We start from the raw sequence: 22,276 nt of genomic DNA, 5'->3' as shown, positions 1-22,276 counted from the left end.
ACCCGCCCATAAGACGGGTCAGTAAAATTTGTCATTTTCATGACAGCTTACTCCTTTCCGCAATCGTCCGAAACGCAATCAGTGTTCTCTTCGGGAACGAACGGTTCAACGCAAGTACCGTACTGCACAATTCCACCGTTTGTGTAATTGCGAAGATACAACACGCATTCTTCTGGCAAATTTGCAAACTTTGCCAGTCTGCGAGCAACACTGTATCCCGAAATTCTCACAAGGGCGCTGTTTTTCCAAAGATCAATTTCCACTCGATGCTTTGGTAATTTAGGAGACAAATACCAACCACTATCTGCATAAAACCGTTGTATATCACGAATACCAAATGTCACAAAACAATTCCTGGTTCTTGCGGATTTGCAAAAACTAAGTAATAACCCGGCACTCATACTCCTGTTACACAGCAAAGAAGCATCATCAATAAAAACCCATGTACGAACACCATGCACTGCATTATTCGCTACCCTGTTCTGAACCTGATTCAAGCAAACAAGCATCCCAAGCCAAATAGTTCCCATGGCCGTTGGCGGGTCGCATGCAAAATCATACGAGATTAATTTTTTCTCAATGGTTACATTTGTCCGCCCCATGAAAACATTGGATTGGCGCAATGGTCCAAAAAAATTCCGTACACGCTGTTCCAACTCACTTCTGATATGCATCATATCCAGAGTTTCCCATTCACGCAGCACGTTACGAAAATCATATACAGTTGGCGTTTCATGACGTTCATGGTAAAATCCCTCATTATCATGCCAAGATTCTGTACAAGCCATTGATAAAGAACATGTCTCTCCTGTAACTTGATAAATAAATTCTTTTTCCTGGTCAGTAAGCGGATTATCCATGATAATTTCCATAAACGCGACCATGAGCAACGCTTTTTCGTTTACCCACGTTTCATAATCGGCATCTTGATGAACATCCAGATTTTCGGGAACGTCAAAAGGATTCAGACGAAGATCTGGATCCTGATAAACTGAAATAACCTGTCCTCCGAGGTGCCGACAGAGCTTTCCATAGCATGAGAACGGATCAAGAAGAATAATTTCATCCTGATGATACAGGGTTCGAATTTGCTTTATTTCATTTTCAATCATTTTGCTCACATCAGGGCCGCAAAGAATTTCGCAAGTATTTGACAGACTGGTACGATCAATCATGATTGGCTCACTTGTGGCAGGATTCGTGCCATAATAAATTTCATGTTTCGCAGAACCTGATACTTCTGGCGTGACATTTGTGTGGCGTTTTGTTTCTGGCATGGACTCTCTCCTCTCTTTTTGAGATTTTTTTGTTGCGGTGAACCTGGCTTCCGTATTGATAAAATAGGCGTGTTAATACTCGTGACTTTAGTCGTGTAGATACAACACGCCAAACGGCAGGGCAGCTTTACGCTGCCTGCTGTTTACTCCTTACTCGGCACCACCGTGATCATGCCGCCTCCGAATGCCCGCTCCTTGCCGATTCCGTTTACCATGGCATCCCGAAACTTTTCCGGGTCCGTCACGGTCAGGATACCGTCAAATATTACTTTCCGGATCTTGAACTCATAATGGTTTTCTCCTGCCCCTTTTGAAAGCTTGGCCGGACCGGTATCTGTGATTCGGACATGTTCCGGATTTACCGTAAATCCGTGGAGATTTCCCTTCTTTATGAGCCACTCCATCTGCTCCTCCGGTTTTAAAAGCGGGAACCGCTTCCCGTTCGGACTGTCTTCTGTCTTCCTGCATACGAGTGGCACCCCGCAAAGTTTAAAGTTCCACCGGCTTCCGTCTTCGATGCTTTCTAAGAAATCATCATAGGATTTTGACTGGCTCTTGGCGCCGTCCGGCGCGAACTGCATGAGTAACTGCGTGAAATCCGGCAGTGTCTGGCTGACGATCATCAGATACCGTCTGCCGCGCAGACTGTCGATGCGCCAGAGCTTGCGTTCCGCTTCGTTCCCGAAGACCTTTTCAATGGTTCCGTGGATCATATTGGCGTTTTTTAAAGCCAGCTGCGTCAGTTTTTTGTATGGATCCAGTTCGATCCTGGTTAAGTAATACATACGTTCCTTCTTTCTCCCCGTACCTACGGGGCTTCTTATATGAATGCAAACGGGTCGTGCTGTTCAGATTGCGGGAATACTTCCACCATGGTCTCCGCTGCCATACGGGGAGCCCAGACCTTTTTATTAGCATTAAATGAAACCGGTTCATCATTTACCAGGGTTCCGCGCTCTCCTTTTCCCGCATCATAGATGATCCTGCATGCATGGTACCGTCCATCCGCCTGTGCTTCGGCGTGTTCCTTTAATGCCGGCAACATGGCTTTCTTTACGATGACACCATCCAGTTCTTCCATAAGTGGACAGGATTTTCGTCCAAGGTACAGCATTCGTTTCGGGTGTCGCAGTGCTTCCAGGATGGTATGCAACAGGGAGTCATCCTTGCACTCCAGGCCAATGGTGAATGCCGCATCGGATAAGTAATACTTTTTATAGTCATATTTGGAAATCGCCGTATCCGGGATCTTTTTTCCTCGTATCACGATATTGTCAGAAAAAATTTCCCTGTAGCTGCATTCCGGATATGGGACCACGCGGGTCGCATGATAGTCCGTGATGACAGTTCCTTCCCGGTCCACGCAAACGCCAAACCGCAAGCGTTTTACCAGGTTTTGGAGTGCTTCATCGTCCGTCCGGTCGATCCCCATGGCGGAAGCAACCATGCCGATCACTCCGCTTTTACTTGGCTCCATGCCCGTGCGGAGCCATTTATCGAACCTCGGTTCCGTCCCCCACGCCTGCATCGGCGCGGCGAGACGAAATAACAGGGTGCTCATGAACGCTCCTTTTCCATGCCGGATACCGCATCTTTTACGGTTTCTTCGACATGGTCCAGCAGAGCATTGAAGTTCGGCTGGATGCAATCCTGCAGGGAGGATGCCGGCTCGCTGACTAAAAATCTTGCGACCGGCGCATGAAGCCATCCGATTGCATCAGAGCGTCTGACGCGTTCCTCGAACGCTTTTACGGATGCACCTTCGTATCCGTCCGTTCCGTCTTCTACTGCTTTTTCAAACGCGTTCGCAAAGCTTACCGGCGCATCATTGCGGAACTCTACGAATACGTAGACCGGCAGGGTGGTTGCCGCAAAGGAATTCTGTTTTCCGGTCGGTGCTGCCAGTGCAAAAGCACGCACCCATTCCTTTGCTAACATGGCCAGATTCATATCGGAACCGTTCTTCCTCATGGCCTGGTACATGGCTCTGAGGTCCATGCTGCTGTAACGGTACATGGTCGCGGAGGTGAACTCCTGGGTATCCAGATGCGCGGATCCCTGTTCCTTTAACATGCTTTTCGCATCATCCACGGCAGTGAAGTAGTCAAATTCTTCTTCCGCGCGATGTGTAGAGAATTCATGTCCTACCTGGATGCAGGCTTCCACGTTATGGATCGGTCTTCCTGCCTGCATTCTTCCGAACATCATGATATCCAGGGAGATCGAAGAATCCAATGCGTCGTCCAGAGCCGGAAGTTCTGTTTTTGTATCGTACGGATTTAACTTTAAGTTACCGTCCTTATCTTCTCCAGCACGCTTGCTGCCAATCTCCAACATCGCTTTTGCAAATGCTTCGCATTGTTTCATGTTTGTGCAATAAACGCTTTTTAAAGTATGGTTCTTTTTCGCATCAATCTGCATGCCGACCGCGGTAAGGGCATGGGATACGTCGCGGATGTCAAATTCTTTTGCCGCTTCATGGTATTTCTGTTTCTCCATCTCATCGTCTGTCCATGTCACGTTTTCTGCTGACTCGGCCCAGCTGCCAAGGAGTCCTGCGATGATGGCCGGCATAGTCTTTGTGCGAATGCCCATGCCGTTTTCATCATTTTCAGAAATGACGTCGTACATGGCTAAGCGTGCGTTACGCTTGATGCACTGACTGGAGACGCGGCTTCTTCTGACGCCGCCGAAAATGCAGCTTTTCGGTGATCCATCTTCTCCTCTGTTTAAATTGTTGCTCGGATAGCTCTGGATGACGTGTACAGCCATAAAAAGTCCTTTGTTATTCATGATTTTTCTCCTTTTCTTATGAAATAGTGGTGTTTATTTTTTTGTCTTTCTTGCCTTTTTGGTTTTCTTGGTACCCGGATCCGGTCCGGTTTCTTCCTGTTCCTGCATTCCTGCATCCAGCTTTGCCGTTTTCCTTCTGCGGAGAAAATCCGCAGACCATGCAAGCTTTACGGACGGATTGTATTCCCTGATCTGCCAGAGGAATAGATCCTTTGCAAACCAGCCGTAATCGAATCCTGGCATCCGGCCTTTCTGTACCCTGAACAGGCTGTCCGCATGGCGCACCAGCGTCTGCAGGTAATCCGCCGAGAGGATGCGGTTCATGTACCGGACGATCTGCTTTAAGCAGTCTGCGTCCTCTTTTCCGGTTTCTTTGTCCGTGGCGGTAAGTCTTACGGCGCATCCGAAAGAGGCTTCCTCCGTGTGTCCGTCCTCGTATTTATCCTTAAAGCTTTTTGCGTATAAGGTGAGTGCCGCAAAGACCGCGCGTTCTGCACGCGTGTATCCGGTTGCCGCGCGGTAGATTTCCTCAAAATCCTGTAAAACGGTCTGCGCAATTTGGTGTGCTTCTTCAGGGTTCCGTCCCACGCTCCTGCGTAACAGCGCCAATTCCCGTACCGTCTTCGGATCATCCGCGGTCCTCCGATACTGATTAATCTTCTCCCTTACATAATCGCACACCTCATCCGCGCGGTCGGAGCGTGGATCCATATTCCAGTAGATTTCATCCAGTGCATGGTCTGTAACCTTCCTTATGGTAAACCAGAGTTTATCATAGCATGCTGCAAGCCCTGTATATCCGGATGTTGCTGTCTCGGATTCTATAATCCGGATTCCTGCCATGCCGCAGGAACGGATTCGCTCTTTCGCACAGCGATCCATGGTACGGAACGCAGTTGCTTCCCATTTCTTTTCAAACATTTCCGGGGTGATCTCCGATTCATCCGGCGTTGTCACGCCGTTGTTTATTTCGGAAAGCCATTTTCTTAATGGTGCGTCCACGGCTCCATAGAACATCTCAGCCCCCTCGGACCTGGTCCCGAATGCGTTACCGTTATACGAATGCCCAATTGCTTCGCATGTTTCCATGTAAAAGGTGGCATAAATTTCCGCCATCTGGTTGGTCAGCCGGATGATGCGGTCTAACATCTCTCTCCATTCTTTACCGCGTGTTTCCAAAAACAACAGCCTCATATCGATGGAGCTTCCCTTTACATCCATGACCATGCTTCCCTGCTGTTTGTGGTATACCGTGTCAATCCCCTTTAAAGCCACTGTTTTTTCCTCAGAAGGATGCCTTGGTCGGTCAGTTTCTGCATCCAGAGGACAATGCCAGGTTTTCTCGCATCTTCCTGTTCCGATGTGATGGCATTAAACCGGTTCCACATACCGCGTCCGAAATCGGTCCTGTCCGGGACACTCTCTCTGGTGTAGTCGGAAAGGCTCGGGATGAACCCATCCGTGACTGGTCCTTCCTTGGCCTTTACGTAAATTGGCCTCCACAAAGTCATTTGTTCCAGGAAAGCATTTTTCGGATCGAGATTTTCGCCAACGACGGAAGATGCTGAAAAAGTATCCTGCTTCCGGCTAACAAAAAGCCAGCGACACGGCATAGATAACAGTTCTGCCTGGTTATCGATATCCGTCCGGATGTTATCCTCAATTGGCTTTAGTGTGTCTCTTTCCCATAATGGTTTCGGCTGGGCGAAACAGGCATCTTCTGTAACGTCCGTGCGGAGTAGCACCAGGTTTAACATCAGTGTCTCAAACAGGTTGTCACCTTCCAGGTATACAGCGCCGAGATTCCCGCACCATGCGATCCTCGGATGCAGCTTTCCTCTTTCCGGATCCACGGGGCCTCTCATGATCTTGGTGGATTTTGTGTCATACGCCTGGAAATGTAAAATCCATCTGGTAAGTTCCGCATCCGTGATTCCGTTCTTTCCGCGAGTGGAGTATGTACCAAAGATCCTCGCCTTATTGTCACTTTCCCCGACTGCCGCAATCATCCTGCCGGGTGAGATGGAGGTACCCATTCCTTCAATCCCCGGTACCTGGTAAAATGGATAGTCTGGGTGGAATAAGTAGAAGCGTTCTTTCCATTCCTCCAGGTATTTATCTACGACTGTTTCTGGCAATTTCTTATCTTCCCATACTGCTTTCCACCGTCTGAGCGCGTCTTCCGGTTCGGTCAGCAGTTTCTCGGTGCCGTCCGGTTCATACCGGTACATCACCGTCTGTAATACGGCTAACAGAAATCGCAGGACAGCAAAGTCCTGGTTTGGCAGTTCCCCTGCCAGGCAGCGGATTTCATGTGCCTGCGCGAAGGTGCTCTTTAAGCTGAGTTCCCTTACTTCGCCCTGCAGGTCGATCGCTTTGATCCACGGTTCTGTCGCCAGACAAAATTGTTTCTGCATGATTTTTTCCTTTCTTTTGTTATAATTGATCCCCATATACGGAAAGGACTGTTATTAATTGTTCTTCTTGTATGTCTATGGGGCATCCCCGTGTCTACGGGGCAAATCATTTTCCTCAAAAATTCCATAACTTTGCCATAGGTTCATCCCCGTGTATACGGGGCGGATCCTAAATTCCTCAAAAATCTCTGCGGCTGAAGAATTATCAATTCCGTCTCAAATTCTAATGGCAGAACCAGTATGTATCATTTTTTTGAGATACATTTTTGCGGATAACGCTTTTTGGTCAATATTGGTCAGAAATGATACATATTTTGGCAATTGCGGCGCAGCGAACTCACCTCCGTATATACGGAGCAGATCTCTGCGTACCGAGGCCGGTGATATAATGGTAGGGTTCATTCCCGTGTACACGGGGCTCGAATGCGTCAACATCTACTACAAAACCATCCGGGAATGACTCATCCCCGTGTGTACGGGGCAAATGACGCAACATCTCCTGCAATTCTGAAGCTGTCAGGTTCATCCCCGTGTGTACGGGGCAAATACTAAATTCCTCAAGCAGATTTCTGTGGTTGACAAGCCGTTTTTCCTCCGTCTGGGACTTCCGCAACAAAACCAGTATGTACCATTTTAGACAGTCGTATTTTTGCGGATAACACTTTTTGGTCAATGTCGATCAAAAATGATACATATTTTTGGTGATTATGGTGCAGCGAATTCATCCCCGTGCATACAGGGTGGATTTGCGTTGTGGTGCGAAGAATTGCGAAGTGATAGGTTCATCCCCGTGTATACGGGGCAGACAAGGCACTGAGATTTAAGCCAATCTAAGTCACCGGTTCATCCCCGTGTACACGGGGCAGATGCCACTCATCTGCCGTTCACATACCTCACGTAAGGTTCATCCCCGTACGCACGGGGCAGATCATGGATCAGGCAGCTGAGAAGCTGGGAGGTGAGGTTCATCCCCGTACGCACGGGGCAGATCAAAAGTATTGACAAAAGCATACACAGTGTGTAGGTTCATCCCCGTACGCACGGGGCAGATACTAAATTCCTCAAAGAAATCCACGCGGTTGACATATTGTCGATTCCTGTTACCTTGGATTTACGACAAGTTCAGTATGTATTATTTCTTTGAGATGTATTTTTGCGGATAACACTTTTTGGTCAATATTGGCCAGAAATGATACGCGTCTTCCAATCTTCCTGCGGAACATTCCAGGACACCATCGTATTTTCGTGCCGCTTACGGCTTTTTCGGTGCGTTCTCAAATACGAATTTGATTTCTACTCTTCCGTTCGCGATGCCGGTCACCTGCAGTTTCGCATCGAAAGACGTTCCTTTTTTTGATTTGAATCCGGCGATCTTCGCAGACGGCACGGATTGGTATCCGCCGGCGCTGTTCTTTTTGATGCCCTTTGCTAAGGATTCCAGCTGCTTATCGGTCAATTTCTTACCGCTGATTTCCCGCCAGATTGTGAATTTGCATCCGTTCTGGTAACCGCTGCAGTAAATACTCTTTTCGCTGATTCTTAGCGTTTTCCCGCATACTGGGCAGGTGCCGATTGCAGTATTGCCCACGTTGGATGCGTCTGCCGGCTGCGCCTTCCCGATGTCCGGGTATACCTTTTTCAATGCTTCGATGTTCTTTGTGATCTCTTCCGCGTGATTTTCTGCCTTCATATTTTCTGTATTTTTCGCGATGTAGGCATAGATCTTATCCAAATAAATCTGTTTGGTGTATTTTCCATCTGCAATCCCCTGAAGACCCGTTTCCCAGGATGCCGTGTAATCCGGCTTTAAGATAGTCGGGACACTTAACCGCAGAACATCATACACCATCTCGCCAAGCTTATCCGGTGTGATCGTCTGTGTTTTTTTGTTGACGGCAATATACTGCAATCGCTCCAATTTTGAGATTGTTTCTGCCCTGGTCGCCGACGTGCCAATGCCGGATCCTTTGATCTGTTCCCGGAGTGCTTCATCCTCGATGAGCCTTCCAGCATTTTCCATCGCCAGGATCATGGAACCGGTCGTATAACGTTTCGGCGGCTTGCTTTTCCCCTCTTTTAAGTCAAATATGACCGGTGAGACCTCTTCCGGCATGCCCATGACGGCTGTAATCGCAGCTGCCGCGTCCTTATCATCCTTTCTGCCGGCCACCTTTAAATATCCTTCCTTTGCGACAGCCGTGTAAGAGCCATCGAATTCCTCCTTGTCTGTCTTACAGGTAAAGGACAGCTTGTCATAAACGGCAGGCGGATAAAAGATGCTTAAGAAACGCCTGCAGATCAGCAGGTAAACGTCTTTTTCCAATTGAGAGAGCTTCTTTAACGTCTCAAATCCTTCACCGGTCGGTATGATCGCGTAATGGTCGGACACTTTGGAGTCGTCCACGTATTTGGTTGTCTTCTGCCGGAGTGGTTCCTGCATGCCCTGGTCCAGTACTTCCTTTGAAAATGCTGCCATTTCCTCCACGTTCTGAAGGCCGCGGATATTTTTATCGAATACTTTGCAGATCGCCGTGGTCAGGACCCTGGCGTCCGTTCTCGGGTATGTGGTCAGCTTTCCCTCATATAAGGTCTGTGCGATCTTTAAGGTGTCCGCCGGGCTGATGTGGAACTGCTTGGTACATTCCGCCTGCAGCTCGGCGAGGTTAAAGAGCAGGGGCGCCGCCTTGGACTCTTGTTTTTTCTCCTTTTTCACGAATCGGGTGGTGCCGTTTGTGCTTAAGTCTTTTATCAGTGCTTCCGTCTTTTCCTTTTTTAAGAGTCCGGCATCATTATAGCGGTCCGGATCGGCTGCATATGCGGACCCGTCCCGAATCTTCCAGTCTGCGCTTACCGTATCGGAAAGGTTTAATCGGATCCCGTAATATGGGATAACAGCCGTGCTCCGGATCTGGCGTTCCCTCTCCACGATCATGCCAAGGACGCAGGACATGACGCGTCCGACTGCAATCGGTGTATAACGGATTCCTGCCGCGCCGGAAACCATGTTTGCGTACTTGATGGATAAGACCCTGGAAAAGTCAATGCCGACCAGGTAGTCTTCGATCGCCCGTGCATAGGCGGAATCTGATAATTTGTCGTAATAAGCCAGTTCGTGGGCATTCTTGATGCCGTTTCGGATCTCTTCCCTGGTCTGGGAGTCGATCCAGACGCGGAACTCTTTCGCTTCCTTATTATGTCCCGCCATCTGACGGACAAGGCGCTGGATGTACTCCCCTTCGCGCGCAGAGTCCCCGGAATAATAGATCCGGTCCACGTCCTTCCGGTTTAGGAGAGTCTTTACCACTTTATACTGGGCTGCCACTTCCGGGATTACTTCATATTTATATTCCTTTGGGATGAATGGCAGCGTTTCCAGTTCCCATTTTTTTAATTTCTCATCATATTTATCCGGGTAGGATAAGGTAATTAGATGCCCGACGCACCATGTCACGATATAGTGCTCGTCTTCCAGATATCCATTTTTCTTTTCCCCTGGTTTCATGTCAAGCGCCTTGGCAAATTCCATTGCCACGGATGGCTTCTCCGCGATGAATAATGATTTCCCCACTTGTATTCGTTCCTTTCTTTCTCTTTTCTTTTGCATGTTCCGTCATGTGCAGTATGTATTGGATTTTGCCTGTGCTTTTTGCGGATAACACTTTTTGGTCAATTTTGACCATAAAAAGGCACCCCATTTAGGAAAACGGGGTGCCGGATCATCGTCCTCCGTTACTTCATGAGCTGGATTGCCGCTTCTGCGAGGGCACTTCTGACGCATTGTTTTTCGCTGAAGCGTAAGACCACGCTGAGTGCTGATCCCTTCATGTGTTCTGCGCAGTAAATGAGGCCGTTGTTGCGGCTGTCCAAGGTCGGTGCATCTACCTGTTTTTCATCTCCGAGCACCACGACCTTGGAACCGGTCCCGGCGCGCGTGATAACGTCGCGGATGAGTCCCTTTGTCGCGTTCTGCGCCTCATCGCAGATGATATAGCTGCCTGCGATGGAACGGCCACGGATGTAGTTTAACGGGCAGAGCTCGATCACGCCGGATTCAAACATATCCTCAATCTGCGCTGATACCTGGGACGGTTCTTCTTTTTCCCCGTTGGAGCCCCCAAGGACTGCTTCCAGGGTGTCCGTATAGGATGCGATAAGCGGAGCCATCTTGTCTTCCAGGTCACCAGGCAGATATCCGAAGCCTGGTTCCGCACGGTTTCCGGAATTCGGCTTGCTAATCAGGATTTTCCGGTATTCCCCGTCCCGGCATCCCTGCCCGAGGTAGGTCTTAGATAATCCGGCCGCCATGGCAAGGAAGGTTTTTGCGGTTCCGGCAGGTCCCACAAGCACGACTAACGGGATCTCTTCCGCTGGAGCGAGGAGTGCGTATAACGCATAGCGCTGCATGGCATTTAACGGGCGAATACCCCCAAATAACGGGGACTGCGGCGGCAGCAGGAACAGTTTTCCGTCCTTATGGATCGTGAGGGCGGACTGGTTTTCTCCACCGTGCAGGGTAATGAAGTGGTTTTCATAAATTCCTGTCAGTCCGTATTCTTCCGGCGTAAACGGAATGCTCTTTTCCGCGTACAGCCGATCGATCAGGCTGGATGGGACTGTGATATCTGTCTGTCCGGTGTAATCAGTTTCTGCGATCTGGTCATTGCGGTACCCTTCCACGTGGAGCCCGCAGATACTCGCATTGACACGCATGGAAATGTCGTTCGTGACCAGGACGATCGGCTTTTCGCGCAGTTTTTCCTGGTTTAAATACAGGCAGGTGCTGATGATCCGGTTATCCGGCACGTCGATCTTGAATCCTTTCGGGAGCAGTCCCTGATCCACGCCGTCCGGCTCCACGTAAAGCTTACCACACTTTTTCGGCTCGGCTGCCGTATGGAGTACGACGCCTTTCGTTAAGTCTCCTGTTTCACGCAATCCATCCAGGATGCGGCAGCACTCTCTTGCATTGTAACCAAGCTCGCCCGGTGCTGTCTTTTTGCTGTCCAGTTCCTGCATGGTCGTCCCGCACAGATAAACGTTGTTGTCCTCGAACCCGAACAGGCTCTGCGGGTTCTGCAGCAGGATATTCGTATCAAGAAGGTAATTTTTGATCATACGCTCCACCTCATTTTTTGATTTTCTTTGTTCCTGTTTTCAGTATGTCGCAAAAAATCTCCTTTTGGCGGCAAAAAATAAGGAACCCGGCATCCGCCTGGCCCCTTATTCCGTCTTATTCAGTCTCATATGCATGATCATCCACCTCGACTCGGAGCCGGTCCGCATAACCGCTGCCGATCGCGAGTGTATGTACTTCGCCCTTTGCAAAATGCCGGATGATCAGATGTCCGCCTGCATTTTTCAGTACTTCCACATGGTCTCCAACGTCAAATTGGTGTTCCGGTATTTTCCCTGTGATCCATTTGATCCGGTACATGTGCCTGGACGCGGCATCCTTTAAATTGATCGTGATACCTGGCGTACTGATTGTTTCCTCGCGGTCCGGTTCTTCATACTGCAGGTACAGCTGCACCAGTGCTGCCACATCCATGAGCAGTTTAGCCAGGATGCAGGAAATGAGGACAATAACTACTTCCGTGATGATGAAGTCCATACTGCCTATTCTCATGCGTATACCCTCCTGATGCTCTTTGCTCTGACATCCATGCCGTGGCGTTCCATCCGAATCCTGCGGCTGAGGACATCCTGTGCTACTTCTTTTGCGCGGATCCTGTCTTTTTCCGCGCATTCCCTTGCGTACTGCTCCAATACTGCTGTCGTTAACATCGTGTATGCTCCTCCTTGTCTTTCTTGTTCTGCAAATAAGCCCTTAAGTCTTCACTCCACATAACCCCGTCCTGCTTCCATGTTCCGTGGTTTCCATTAATTCCGTTGTAGCACTTTAATCCGGTTCCACCGGCATTCTCCCAAGCATGCAGGTTTTTAGAATAATCGTCGAACAGGATCCAATTTTCCGGAATCTGGTCCAGATGGAATAAATCCATTACAAAATCTGCCTTGCTAACCCCGCATGGGATTAGGAATCTCTGTGTGACTGGGATTTCCGGAAAGTGTTCGTTCAACCATCCGGTCTTATCTTCCGCCGCGTAGCCATCCGTCAGGCAGTGACTTAAGATGTAACACCTGTCTGCATGTGTTTTTGCGAATTCACGGAATGGCTGTAAAAAGAACGTTGGCCTTAAGTTCCTGAAATACCCTTTTGATAACAGTTCCGCTTCCTTGCCGACTTGCCACTCTGCCAGCGTTCCGTCCATGTCTAAAAAATATCTTGTTTTCTCCATCTTTTTCTCCTTTTCTTTTGTACGTTCATTTTTTGATTCAGCTTCAGTATGCAGACGTACACGGTATGAAAAGGAGACAAAATCAGGTAGCCTCGTTGAGTCTTCGCAGGGCTTCCGCAATCTCCGCAAGTCCGAGTGACCGCAAATCCGGTTCTTCCGGATGCCAGCCAATCTGACCTTCCGGGATCCCGATCGTCTTTCCGTCTTCCATGAGAATCTGGTAAATCCCACCTTGCCAGGATGTGATCACGCCCCATCTGCTGTTGCCATCCGGTGTTTCACCCCTGGCAACCAGCCCGATACGGGAATTCGCGTAATTGTTGTACAGGATATTGACAGCTTCCTGATAACGGTATTTCTGCATGACCGCCTGGACGCTTGTACAGCCGAATGCCTGTTTTAAATCCTGCTCATTCATATGAAGGAGTTTGCCACAGGTGTCCCATACTGCATCCTCCACATCTCTTCTGGCTTCCAATTTCTGCTCGCCGCGTTTTTTATAATCCTCGTAATCCTTTCGTGTGTAGCCAGTCACATCTAAGAGTTCTGGAAAAATACGCTCCGGGTCGCCGGATGCCGCTGCGATCCGTTCCAGATTATTAAAATGCGGCGGTTGCAATAATTTTCCAGTCAGGTATCTGGAAAGGCTTGTGTTCCGGATTCCGGCTTCTATCGCGAAATCCTTTTTTCTGATCCCGCGTTTTTTGATGATCCGATTTAAGATGGACGCAAAAGCCTCCTGATCAAATCCTTTTGTCTGTTTTGTCTGATGTTGGTCCATGAGGATCCCTCCTTTTTTAGGCTGTTATCAGTATGTAGAATGTTTTCTGAATCTGTTTTTTGCGGATAACACTTTTTGGTCACAAAAAAAGACCGCAGGTGGCGGTCTTTTTCGGTTTTTCGCTTATGCGCGGGCAGCCGATATAAAATAGGCACGGAGCGCCGCGTCTACAGCGGGCTTTGCCATGCTTTTTCCGGCGTTTTTCTTTAAATCTTCCTCAACCTGTTCCCTGGTCTTCGGCTTTTGGTAACTGCGGCCGGAGAACATCACGTCCAGACAATCTGCCACGCGGATGATATCCGCATACCTGGCTGGTTGTGCACATCCGCGGTACCCATTGCCGTCCGGCTGTTCATGGTGATCGCGGACCGCATCACAGATTCTCTCCGGGAATCCGTGGGCCCGTAAGATGCGGGAGCCGGCTTCCGCGTGTTCGCGGATGAGCCTATATTCCTCATCTGTCAGTTTTCCTGACTTTCGTAAGACCCTTTGCGGGATGGTCCGTTTTCCGATGTCATGGAGTGTGGCGGCGACCAGAAGATCCCTGCGGTCCTGCCACGCCATATGCATCTGGCTGGCAATCTGGAATGCGTACCCTGCGGTGCGCAGACTGTGCTGGTATGTCTGTTCATCCCACGCACGCAGCCAGGAAAGCAATTTTGCTGTTTCTCTCACCATTATGTCATTTGTCATTGTAGTCCCTTCCTGCAGTTAGCTGTGCGGCTGGATTTCAGTCGCTATGTACTTGTGTTTTAGCTCCTTCCCAAAAATCCGCCTGTGCGATCAAGGTCTGTGCGTCAATGATGACACCGCACTCCCTGGCCAGTTTGCGAACCTCTTCCATAAACTCTGCAAGGATATTCCCGGTAAGTTCCGGCCTCGTGATGGATAACCGGATCTCAAGTGTCCCAGTATCCCCGCAAGCTACAAACTCACCGGACTTACGGATCCCGAACCATGGGACCCATGCACCGAATACCGTCCTTGCAAGGAGGTATTCCGCCTGGGTACTGCATATGCCGCATTTTGCGTTTCCTGGTCGGTAGGCAAATCCATAGCGTTTTGCAATGTCCTGCAGTCCGGTGAACGTTTTGGCGTACGGCAGGCAGCAGGCTCCCGTATCGGTGTAAATGTCACCGGTACCAACCTTTAAATACAGGGCCGGCGCTTTTAATCCCCAGAGTTCTTCCATGCGTGTAATACCAAACATTTCGCGCATGGCTTCATCCAGTTCCAACATCGGCGCTACCTGTGCCTCCTTGTTGGAACTTTCCGTTTGCCTTTTTTCACTCATTCTGTTAAGACTCCTTTCCTTTTACTCTTTGTTTCCGGTTACAGTATGGGGATGGTGCTTTTAAAAAAAAGGCTTTTTTCGCATCAAAACAAATGTGCCCTGGCACATTCTGGCATCTTATACGGTCGCTTGCGGCATGTTTTTTGTTTCGTGTGAGTGCATATCCTCATGGAGCATTTTTGTTTCATAGGACGTAATTTCCTATGAAACAAAAGAGAGATGCCGTAAAGGCATCTCTCCCAAAATCATTACTTCTGATGGCTGATAATCCATTGCAATATCGTCTCAAATCCTATTTTTCCCGCAGCTAAATCAAGAATTGTGTTGCTTAGTTCCTGCTGTGTATACAACAGCTCATAACCATTTAATGCCATAAATACCAGCATAACATGTGTTCCCAATCGTTTGTTTCCATCTATCATAGGATGGTTTTTCACGATGCCAAAACAAAGTTGCGCTGCTTTTGCCTGTATACTTGGATATAGTTCCACGTCTCCAAAAGATTGAAACGGATTCGAAAGCGCAGACTCAAGCATTCCCTCATCACGAATGCCTGTGCTTCCTCCTGTCGTTTCGATCAATCTCTGATGAAGTAAAATGACCTGTTCTTTGCTCAATCTTATCATTTAGCAAGCACCTCGTATGCCTCCATGTTTTGTTTGATAAGACGTTCTGAAATGGCAAGCACATCCTCCGTTGATGCCATTTTTTCCCGATCTGCTTTACTGAAGTCAATTACAAGGTAACGCGGCACATTATTTTTCAAGATAACTGCTGTACCATGTTCATCGACACTCTGGCAACCTTGGAAAAATTCTGATTTGCTTCCGTAATAGAAATCATTGTATTTGTATCTATTGTCATAATATGCACCTCTCTTTCATTTATATTATACGCGAATTATAGGATAAATACAACCTATTTTTATAGCTACTTAATCATTCTCGCACGCTCTCCACCGCCTCTTAAAAACAGTTTTTGCGCAAAAAACAGGCAGCAGATTTGCTGCCTGTTGGGTCATCTTTTGTTCCTTGCGGTGGTGTTCCCGGGGAACACCCTTCTTATTCCTCATCTTCGTCGTATAAAAACTCAATCATGAATGCAGAACGGTCTGCATTTGCATACACATCGTAACCGCCATCCCCGTAGCCGGATTCCGATACTACGCCGTAGTCCAGCCCGGTATAGCACTTGCGATGATCGAACCGACTGCAGAACTGATACCATTCCTCATCCGTGTAATCCGGTTTGTCACGGAAGAACCCGGCCATGCCGGCATCCACGCCGATGTCACCGATCAGTTCCCAGTCCGGCTCTACGTCTTTACGATCCTCCAGGTAGATGCACAGTGTAGCAACGCGGTCTCCCCACTCGCCCTCATCGCTGATGGTTGCATAACCATACCAGGTTCCCGGTTTGCAGTCCGTTGTCATCCGGCACCACACACCTTTGTTATAACAGGGATCCGTAATGTCCACCTTGTTTCCCAACTCAAATTTTCCTACAAATTCTTCTCTTGTATCCATCTTATCTTCCTTTCTGTTCTTCGTTCTTATCAGGTGCATCCGGCACCCATACAATCTGTCCCTTTTCTAATTCTTTTTCTGGATAATAAAACGGGACATCTTCTTTGTCAATCGGATCAATCCCGTAATACGGTGTGTCGTCATCTTCCCGGCACACTTCTTTGATCCTGCAGATCATTCCGATTGGTATTAACTCCTTGCTTCTTCCGCCTGATATTGTCTTACTGATTACTTTTACGTAATTTCCAACTTCCCGCATATTATTTGCCATTCCAATCAGCAATTATGGACTGAACAAGCCGGTGGGCCTCTTCCATTTCTTCAGGAAGCAAATCAACAAACTCGATCATGTCTTCCGGGTATGCGGCATGCTGAATTGCCTCTTTTATGGAATTATAAAGATGGAACTTATACATATCGTCATGACCTACAAAGTTATCCCCATCATGTTCTTCCATATCAACTGTAGCCCGACCAATACGACAGTAGTTGGTTTCAGGTGTTGCCGCACCTGCCGGGATAAATGCCTTCTCAACATAATACCGACCAGTGTACTCCTCGGGTAATAAATCTTCAACAGATTCATTACCACCATTGATATCCTCTTCGAGCATTTTCTTAAACACTGCATACTCCTCTTCTGACGGATCAATGAAGCCAATCTGTCTGATCGGTACACCCGCGTTGCAAACCGCCTCTTCCAAAGAATCATAGATGTGAAACCGGTAAACCTTGTCCTGACTTACTTCGTCAGTGCCATCCGCCTGTTCCATTGCCGCAGTGGCGCGGCCGATGTAACAATAGTCCGTCCCGCCTTTATCAGCCGTTGCTGGGGTATAGGCACGCTCCACAAAATATCGTAGCGAAGCATCTCCTTTGATATTTTCCATGTGCTTTTCTCCTTCTGTGCTATCATATTACTCCTTTTAATTAATCGTCAAAACAGGAACTTCTACTGTCCCAAACTGTGCTTCCAGGCAGCTCTTGCAAAGCTGTTTCCCTTCTACGTCATATAATGTCTCCGCGTCTGCATTGCACTGGTCGCAGATCAGGTGCTTCACATGGCGTTTTTCGCAGCTTTCTCCCAGACAGGGGTACGCTCCGTTTGCGCAGTCACAGCACTCATCCATAATTTTGATCATCGTCTTCTTCCTCCTCACTGTCCGATGCTTAACTGTCCAGCCAGTGCAAAGACCTGTTCCGGTGCCATGTAATGGACGTCCGGTCCGTATACACGTTCTAACGCGCTGATTACCTTTGCGTATTCCTGTCTTGCTATGGACTGCAGTTCCTGTGCGGATGCCGGTCGGACGGTATAGGTCCCCGTACTGCTGGCGATCACCACCTTGCCGGAAAACCATTTTTTTCTGGCTTTCGCGTCCGTCAGATGAAAAAACGGCTGTTTCCCATCTGTTCGTTTTGGATACATCATAAACGCCTCGCCATCCTGGAGCCGTATGGCCTGTAAGATCCGGCCAACGCGTCCTTTTGCGTGTTCGCTACATTTGGTCACATCTTCGATCACCATGTTTTTCAGTTCCATGTTTGTAAATTCCTGCATTTTCATTTCCTCCTATTCCTAATCCTTTTTTGTTACAACGTCAGTATGCCAATCGGTGCTCTCTGTTTCTGCCTGTTTTCTGGGTGGACTGCGTTTTCCGATAAAACAAAAAGGCAGGATATGCTCCTGCCTTCACTGAGATTTTCAATTATTTTCCGGGAGCTCGCCCCATAATAACTTTTCTGTACCGTTTTTTATGGCATCAACCGAATTCCAATAGCTGATATCCGCGTATTCATTATCGGACAGCAGATTGTGGTCAGACGTACTGAATGCATATACCAGGCTTTCATTGGAATAATAAATATATTGATCGGTCACCAGATCCAGCTGATACTGCATGGACAGGTCGCTCGATAAAATATATTTATAAATCTTCAGTCCGGATGTCGACAGTACGCAGTTTTCTTCTGAACGGAAACCATCTATAAATTCCTGCAGTCCCTTATGCAGAAATAATGTCCGGTATACGCTTTCTGTCGCACCCCAGATCGCCGTTGCGAGCGCACTGTTTATCATGTCATCTACCTGGAATTTATGATTCCACGCCGATCCTGCCGGGGCATACGGAATTTCTTTTCCGTTCACCACTTGGGTTGCCTGCAAATCCTCAAATTCCGGATATTGAAACAGTTCGGCCCCGACTCCCGGCGCGTCATCCCAGAAATAGGTCCCATATACGCAATACCGTTCTTCCTCTGACGAAACAGCAGCATTTCCCTGTTTGTTTTTCTGAGTTCGCGTCACACAAAATTCAATCAGTTTTGTTGATTCTTTTTGGTCCTGAAAACACTTTTTGCTCATCAATTTTCCTCCATTTCTCAATGTCTTATATTTTTATAGCACCTTCAGTATGTATCTACGAACGGGAAAAGTGCACAGCATAATCAGAACGCTTTGCTGATTTTTTCCAAAAAGTGTTATCCGCAAAAATGTCCTGGTTGCAACTTCGGCATACTGGAAGTATCATGAACTTACACAAAGGAGGAATCTTATGGCTACTTTCACCGAGCGTCCTTACCAGACCGAATGCATCCAGGCGATCCTAGATGCAGGCCCGGGGCGCCATCTTATCGCCCTGGCTACCGGTCTTGGAAAGACCGTAGTTTTTACGCATCTTACCGGTGTTGGGCGGGTCCTTATCTTATCCCACCGGGATGAACTGGTCCGCCAGCCGGAAAAATATTATGGAGGGAAGGTCCGCTTTGGTGTCGAAAAAGCGGAGGAACATGCCACGGATGAGGAAGTGGTATCTGCCAGCGTCCAGTCTCTTTCCCAGGATTCCAGGCTCACCCGGTTCTCCCCGGACGCATTCGAGACGATCATTGTGGACGAGGCCCATCATGCCGCAGCGCCGACGTATCGGAAGATCCTGGATTATTTTACCGGCGCAAAACGTATTCTCGGATTTACCGCTACCCCGAAGCGCGGGGATGATGTCGGGTTATCCTGCGTGTTTGATGATATCATCTTTTCCCGCGATATCCGGTGGGGTATTACTCATCAGTATCTTTCGCGTATCCGCTGTGAGGAGATCCGGGCTGCCTATTCCCTGGACCATATCGAAAAGACGAACGGGGATTATAGCGCATCCCAAATCGAAAAGCTGTTTCTTGGTGAGGATGTGACTGTCATCCCGACCGCTGCCCGTGCTTATCTGGAAAAATGCCATAGCACCGGGAGGCATACCCTGATCTACTGTGTGACGAAACGGATCAGCCGCGTTCTTTTAGAGACAATCCGAAAAATGCTTCCAGAAAATGAAAAAGAACAGGTGCAGGCTGTGTTCGGGGATACCCCGGATGAGGAGCGTGCAAAAATCCTGTCTGATTTTCAGGACGGAACCGTTCGCTGCATTATCAACTGCATGGTCTTAACCGAGGGTACGGATCTTCCGGTCTGCGATGCTGTTATAAACCTGCGGCCGACCTGCAGAAATACGTTGTACCAGCAGATGGTTGGACGCGGAACCAGATTATATCCCACCAAGGAATACTGCCTGGTCCTCGACATCATTCCGGATACCGGGAGCAGTTATGGTCGCTCGTTATGCACAGCCCCGACCCTGTTTGGGATCGATCCGTCCGCGCTCCCTCCATCCAAACGTGCAGAACTTACGGATGATGTAGATCTTTTAGAGTTTTGTGATGCGCTCAGCAGCATGTATGCGGAGCGTTCCGCCAGAGTGGAATTATTAAGCCGGAATGTGGACCTGTTCCTTTCTGACTGTGAGACGGTCTTTGGTGTAGAACATGGTCGTACAATTGAAGCCTGCGCGGCAGCCTGTCATGAACTCTCTGAAAAAAAGAACGCCGCTTGCGGCGTGGATTTTGGGGATCTTGTGGCGGAGGTCTTTGCGGATGAATTCAAGCGCTACCGATTCCGACCGGACTGGGAACAGGAAATCTGGATGTCGGAGCCGGATGTGTTGGATCAGGTCCGTGTTTGGTTCCCGGCCGTTCCTGGTGCTGGGCACGCATCCACCCAGACCATTTCCGGGCATCTGCCTCTTTCGGATGCGCTGGAGCTGATCCGTATGTACTGCTTCATCCAGCCTGACTTTTATCATTATTGCTGGAGCCGGAGTGCACAGCAGTCGTGGAAACGAATGGACGCCACATCCGCACAACGTGGCAAATTACAGTTTACCTTAAAACAACAGGGAATTCTGGTAACTGATAAGTCCGTCTTAAATAAGTTGGACGCGTCCACTCTGATTGATTGGGCCATGCGGTATAAGAAAGCACGAAAGATGTCAGAAGCATTTGTACAGGCTTCCAGCGGGAAGCAGACTAAAAAAGCAACTGCTGCAGTGAATACCGTGGAGGGATTGCTGAACGAACAGGAAGTATTTTGCGGTCCTGCTGATGAATCTGCGTTCCGACTGTTTATGGATACTGTCCGAGCGCGGTATGCAGCCGTATGTGAAAGTATCCGGGAAATGGAAGAAGCAAAGCAGGCAGCTTTCAAGAAAGCCATGGAGACATCCGAACTTCGCGTGCCGTTTTCCGTACAGATTGGCAAAGGGCAGTCCTTCACGGATGCGCAGTTATCCATGCTCACAAGTTTGGAACACCGGATTGGAATTTTCATGGATTTCCGCATCGAGACTCTGACTAGGCGCCAGGCAAGCCTTGCTATTTCTTTTTTGATGATGGTAAGGAATATGCCATCTGAAATCCGGGATGCTGTGGAGTTCCCTGACGCAAAACAGGTCTGCCTGTCTGCGGAAAAAGCGGAGGCTACGGTTTTTGTGTTCCGACAGGTTCCGAAAAAGAAAGAAAAAGTGTAAGAATTGGGGTGTTCCCGGGGAACACCCCTAAAAATGAGAAAGGCGGATGCGCGGAATCATTTGGTTGTGTAAGCTGCTGTAAACGGCAGCCCTAAAAGAGAACGAAGGAGAACAAGACATGGAATTGTGGAAAAGAAAAACAGAACAAGGCAAACAAAAGAAGGATCAACGTCCCAAGAACAAAATTATCATCATCGGTGAATATGGGTCTGGTAAATCATATAAGGCTCTCAACCTTATGTCAGGCAAAAAGGGAACATGCATTATATGCAACGGATCTGTCTCTATATCAACGTATAAAGCGAATTTTCCAACACTGGGAGACTATGCGGAAAAAAGTAACGGGCAATGCTTTCCCGTGGAACAAGGCGGGAAATATTATTTGAGAACAACAAGCGGCAATCCGTCTTTGGAATTTGTGGATGCCTTAATCCATGGTTGCGATTACGGATACATTGGCGATGACGAAAATGCAACAGTCCTTTATGATGACGGGGCGTGGAGCAACAGCGACAACAATGTCGTTACATTCTGGCAACTATCGCATACAAAATGCGGAATTATCATCACAGCCAATACGTTGTGCGAGGTGTTGAAACTGAAAGAAAATGAACTAACAGAAGCAATGATTGAGGATGTCAAAAAATATTGGTGCGTTAAAGACTTAGCCATTACCGGAAAAGATGATAATTTTTAGCGTTACCTTCGATGATTTCCCCGCCTCCGCAGGCAGCGGGATGAATCGGCCAGATTCGAAAACATTAGGAAGGACGGGCAGATTTTATTTCTGCCTGTTTTTTTAGCCAGAAAGTGTTATCCGCAAAAAGCCAAGATCTTAAGATGCGACATACTGATGGTAAATCCTGAAAGGAGGGAGCACATGCATACCGTACAGATCTTATTAAATACCAAAGCTTGTTCCCAGGAAATGGAAAAACGCTTCCGTGCCATGACCCATATCCATAACGTCTGCGTCAAACACGGAAATAAGCTCTTATCCCGTTTGGAACATGATAAGACATACCAGGATGCTATG

General features: G+C 48.3%; 24 protein-coding genes and 1 CRISPR repeat array. Of the genes, 2 read left to right on the top strand and 22 right to left on the bottom strand.

Annotated elements, in window-relative coordinates; translation table 11 throughout:
- Nucleotides 1–47: 47 nt before the first annotated feature.
- The 22 genes from DW085_RS10415 to DW085_RS10315 form a co-directional block, all read right to left on the bottom strand.
- Nucleotides 48–1,277: a hypothetical protein gene (locus tag DW085_RS10415; RefSeq protein ID WP_118492580.1), complete on the bottom strand. Its 1,230-nt coding sequence runs from the start codon at nucleotides 1,275–1,277 to the stop codon at nucleotides 48–50.
- A gap of 143 nt (nucleotides 1,278–1,420) precedes the next feature.
- Nucleotides 1,421–2,062, bottom strand: coding sequence for a type I-E CRISPR-associated protein Cas6/Cse3/CasE (gene cas6e, locus DW085_RS10410; protein WP_118492579.1), 642 nt, complete (start codon nucleotides 2,060–2,062; stop codon nucleotides 1,421–1,423).
- 35 nt (nucleotides 2,063–2,097) lie between these two features.
- On the bottom strand, nucleotides 2,098–2,838 hold the full coding sequence (gene cas5e, locus DW085_RS10405) for a type I-E CRISPR-associated protein Cas5/CasD (protein ID WP_182430858.1): 741 nt from the start codon (nucleotides 2,836–2,838) through the stop codon (nucleotides 2,098–2,100).
- Nucleotides 2,835–4,070 (bottom strand): type I-E CRISPR-associated protein Cas7/Cse4/CasC, encoded by a 1,236-nt coding sequence (gene cas7e / locus DW085_RS10400; RefSeq protein ID WP_118492575.1) that lies wholly within the window; start codon nucleotides 4,068–4,070, stop codon nucleotides 2,835–2,837. The genes cas5e and cas7e overlap by 4 nt, the downstream gene beginning before the upstream one ends.
- 33 nt (nucleotides 4,071–4,103) lie before the next feature.
- Nucleotides 4,104–5,345: a type I-E CRISPR-associated protein Cse2/CasB gene (gene casB / locus DW085_RS10395; protein ID WP_118492573.1), complete on the bottom strand. Its 1,242-nt coding sequence runs from the start codon at nucleotides 5,343–5,345 to the stop codon at nucleotides 4,104–4,106.
- On the bottom strand, nucleotides 5,336–6,487 hold the full coding sequence (casA, locus tag DW085_RS10390) for a type I-E CRISPR-associated protein Cse1/CasA (RefSeq protein WP_182430857.1): 1,152 nt from the start codon (nucleotides 6,485–6,487) through the stop codon (nucleotides 5,336–5,338). The genes casB and casA overlap by 10 nt, the downstream gene beginning before the upstream one ends.
- Before the next feature lie 718 nt (nucleotides 6,488–7,205).
- A CRISPR array of direct repeats spans nucleotides 7,206–7,538; the repeat unit is 31 nt; unit sequence AGGTTCATCCCCGTACGCACGGGGCAGATCA.
- 201 nt (nucleotides 7,539–7,739) lie between these two features.
- Nucleotides 7,740–10,055: a type IA DNA topoisomerase gene (locus tag DW085_RS10385; protein ID WP_118492569.1), complete on the bottom strand. Its 2,316-nt coding sequence runs from the start codon at nucleotides 10,053–10,055 to the stop codon at nucleotides 7,740–7,742.
- A 161-nt stretch (nucleotides 10,056–10,216) separates the two neighbouring features.
- Nucleotides 10,217–11,602, bottom strand: coding sequence for a PhoH family protein (locus tag DW085_RS10380; protein ID WP_118492567.1), 1,386 nt, complete (start codon nucleotides 11,600–11,602; stop codon nucleotides 10,217–10,219).
- A 115-nt stretch (nucleotides 11,603–11,717) separates the two neighbouring features.
- Nucleotides 11,718–12,113 carry a hypothetical protein gene (locus DW085_RS10375; protein ID WP_118492565.1) on the bottom strand — a complete coding sequence of 132 codons (396 nt, stop codon included), beginning with the start codon at nucleotides 12,111–12,113 and terminating at the stop codon, nucleotides 11,718–11,720.
- On the bottom strand, nucleotides 12,110–12,271 hold the full coding sequence (locus DW085_RS19150; RefSeq protein ID WP_182430856.1) for a hypothetical protein: 162 nt from the start codon (nucleotides 12,269–12,271) through the stop codon (nucleotides 12,110–12,112). Before DW085_RS19150 ends, DW085_RS10375 begins: the two co-directional genes overlap by 4 nt.
- The gene (locus DW085_RS10370; protein ID WP_118492564.1) at nucleotides 12,265–12,786 is read right to left on the bottom strand and encodes a hypothetical protein; all 522 of its coding nucleotides are present in this window, start codon (nucleotides 12,784–12,786) and stop codon (nucleotides 12,265–12,267) included. Before DW085_RS10370 ends, DW085_RS19150 begins: the two co-directional genes overlap by 7 nt.
- Before the next feature lie 82 nt (nucleotides 12,787–12,868).
- Nucleotides 12,869–13,567, bottom strand: a complete 699-nt coding sequence (locus tag DW085_RS10365; protein ID WP_118492562.1) for a helix-turn-helix transcriptional regulator — start codon at nucleotides 13,565–13,567, stop codon at nucleotides 12,869–12,871.
- A 123-nt stretch (nucleotides 13,568–13,690) separates the two neighbouring features.
- Nucleotides 13,691–14,260, bottom strand: a complete 570-nt coding sequence (locus DW085_RS10360; protein ID WP_118492560.1) for an HD domain-containing phosphohydrolase — start codon at nucleotides 14,258–14,260, stop codon at nucleotides 13,691–13,693.
- Nucleotides 14,261–14,297: 37 nt separating this feature from the next.
- Complete coding sequence (locus DW085_RS10355; RefSeq protein WP_118492559.1) at nucleotides 14,298–14,861, bottom strand: hypothetical protein; 564 nt, start codon at nucleotides 14,859–14,861, stop codon at nucleotides 14,298–14,300.
- Between the two features lie 248 nt (nucleotides 14,862–15,109).
- Nucleotides 15,110–15,487 (bottom strand): type II toxin-antitoxin system death-on-curing family toxin, encoded by a 378-nt coding sequence (locus DW085_RS10350; protein WP_118492557.1) that lies wholly within the window; start codon nucleotides 15,485–15,487, stop codon nucleotides 15,110–15,112.
- Entirely contained in the window at nucleotides 15,484–15,627 is a 144-nt protein-coding gene (locus tag DW085_RS20590; RefSeq protein ID WP_347475065.1) for a hypothetical protein, read from the bottom strand. Before DW085_RS20590 ends, DW085_RS10350 begins: the two co-directional genes overlap by 4 nt.
- Nucleotides 15,628–15,922: 295 nt before the next feature.
- Nucleotides 15,923–16,387: a hypothetical protein gene (locus DW085_RS10340; protein WP_118492555.1), complete on the bottom strand. Its 465-nt coding sequence runs from the start codon at nucleotides 16,385–16,387 to the stop codon at nucleotides 15,923–15,925.
- A gap of 1 nt (nucleotide 16,388) precedes the next feature.
- Nucleotides 16,389–16,658: a hypothetical protein gene (locus DW085_RS10335; protein WP_147353941.1), complete on the bottom strand. Its 270-nt coding sequence runs from the start codon at nucleotides 16,656–16,658 to the stop codon at nucleotides 16,389–16,391.
- The gene (locus DW085_RS10330) at nucleotides 16,648–17,277 is read right to left on the bottom strand and encodes a hypothetical protein (protein ID WP_118492551.1); all 630 of its coding nucleotides are present in this window, start codon (nucleotides 17,275–17,277) and stop codon (nucleotides 16,648–16,650) included. Before DW085_RS10330 ends, DW085_RS10335 begins: the two co-directional genes overlap by 11 nt.
- A 36-nt stretch (nucleotides 17,278–17,313) precedes the next feature.
- Nucleotides 17,314–17,529, bottom strand: a complete 216-nt coding sequence (locus DW085_RS10325) for a hypothetical protein (RefSeq protein ID WP_118492549.1) — start codon at nucleotides 17,527–17,529, stop codon at nucleotides 17,314–17,316.
- A gap of 14 nt (nucleotides 17,530–17,543) precedes the next feature.
- A complete protein-coding gene (locus DW085_RS10320; RefSeq protein ID WP_118492547.1) occupies nucleotides 17,544–17,948 on the bottom strand; it encodes a hypothetical protein in 405 nt (134 codons plus the stop codon).
- Nucleotides 17,949–18,092: 144 nt separating this feature from the next.
- The gene (locus tag DW085_RS10315) at nucleotides 18,093–18,752 is read right to left on the bottom strand and encodes a hypothetical protein (RefSeq protein WP_118492545.1); all 660 of its coding nucleotides are present in this window, start codon (nucleotides 18,750–18,752) and stop codon (nucleotides 18,093–18,095) included.
- A 190-nt stretch (nucleotides 18,753–18,942) separates the two neighbouring features.
- Here DW085_RS10315 and DW085_RS10310 point away from each other — a divergent pair, with 190 nt between their 5' ends.
- Nucleotides 18,943–21,240 carry a DEAD/DEAH box helicase gene (locus tag DW085_RS10310; RefSeq protein WP_118492543.1) on the top strand — a complete coding sequence of 766 codons (2,298 nt, stop codon included), beginning with the start codon at nucleotides 18,943–18,945 and terminating at the stop codon, nucleotides 21,238–21,240.
- 118 nt (nucleotides 21,241–21,358) lie between these two features.
- Nucleotides 21,359–21,937: a hypothetical protein gene (locus tag DW085_RS10305; RefSeq protein ID WP_118492541.1), complete on the top strand. Its 579-nt coding sequence runs from the start codon at nucleotides 21,359–21,361 to the stop codon at nucleotides 21,935–21,937.
- Nucleotides 21,938–22,276 lie beyond the last annotated feature (339 nt).

The sequence above is a fragment of the Clostridium sp. AF50-3 genome (assembly GCF_003477445.1).
Classification (GTDB): Bacteria; Bacillota; Clostridia; order Lachnospirales; family Lachnospiraceae; genus Otoolea; species Otoolea fessa.
Note: the sequence above shows the minus strand (reverse complement) of the source record. Positions and strands in the feature narration are given on the sequence as shown.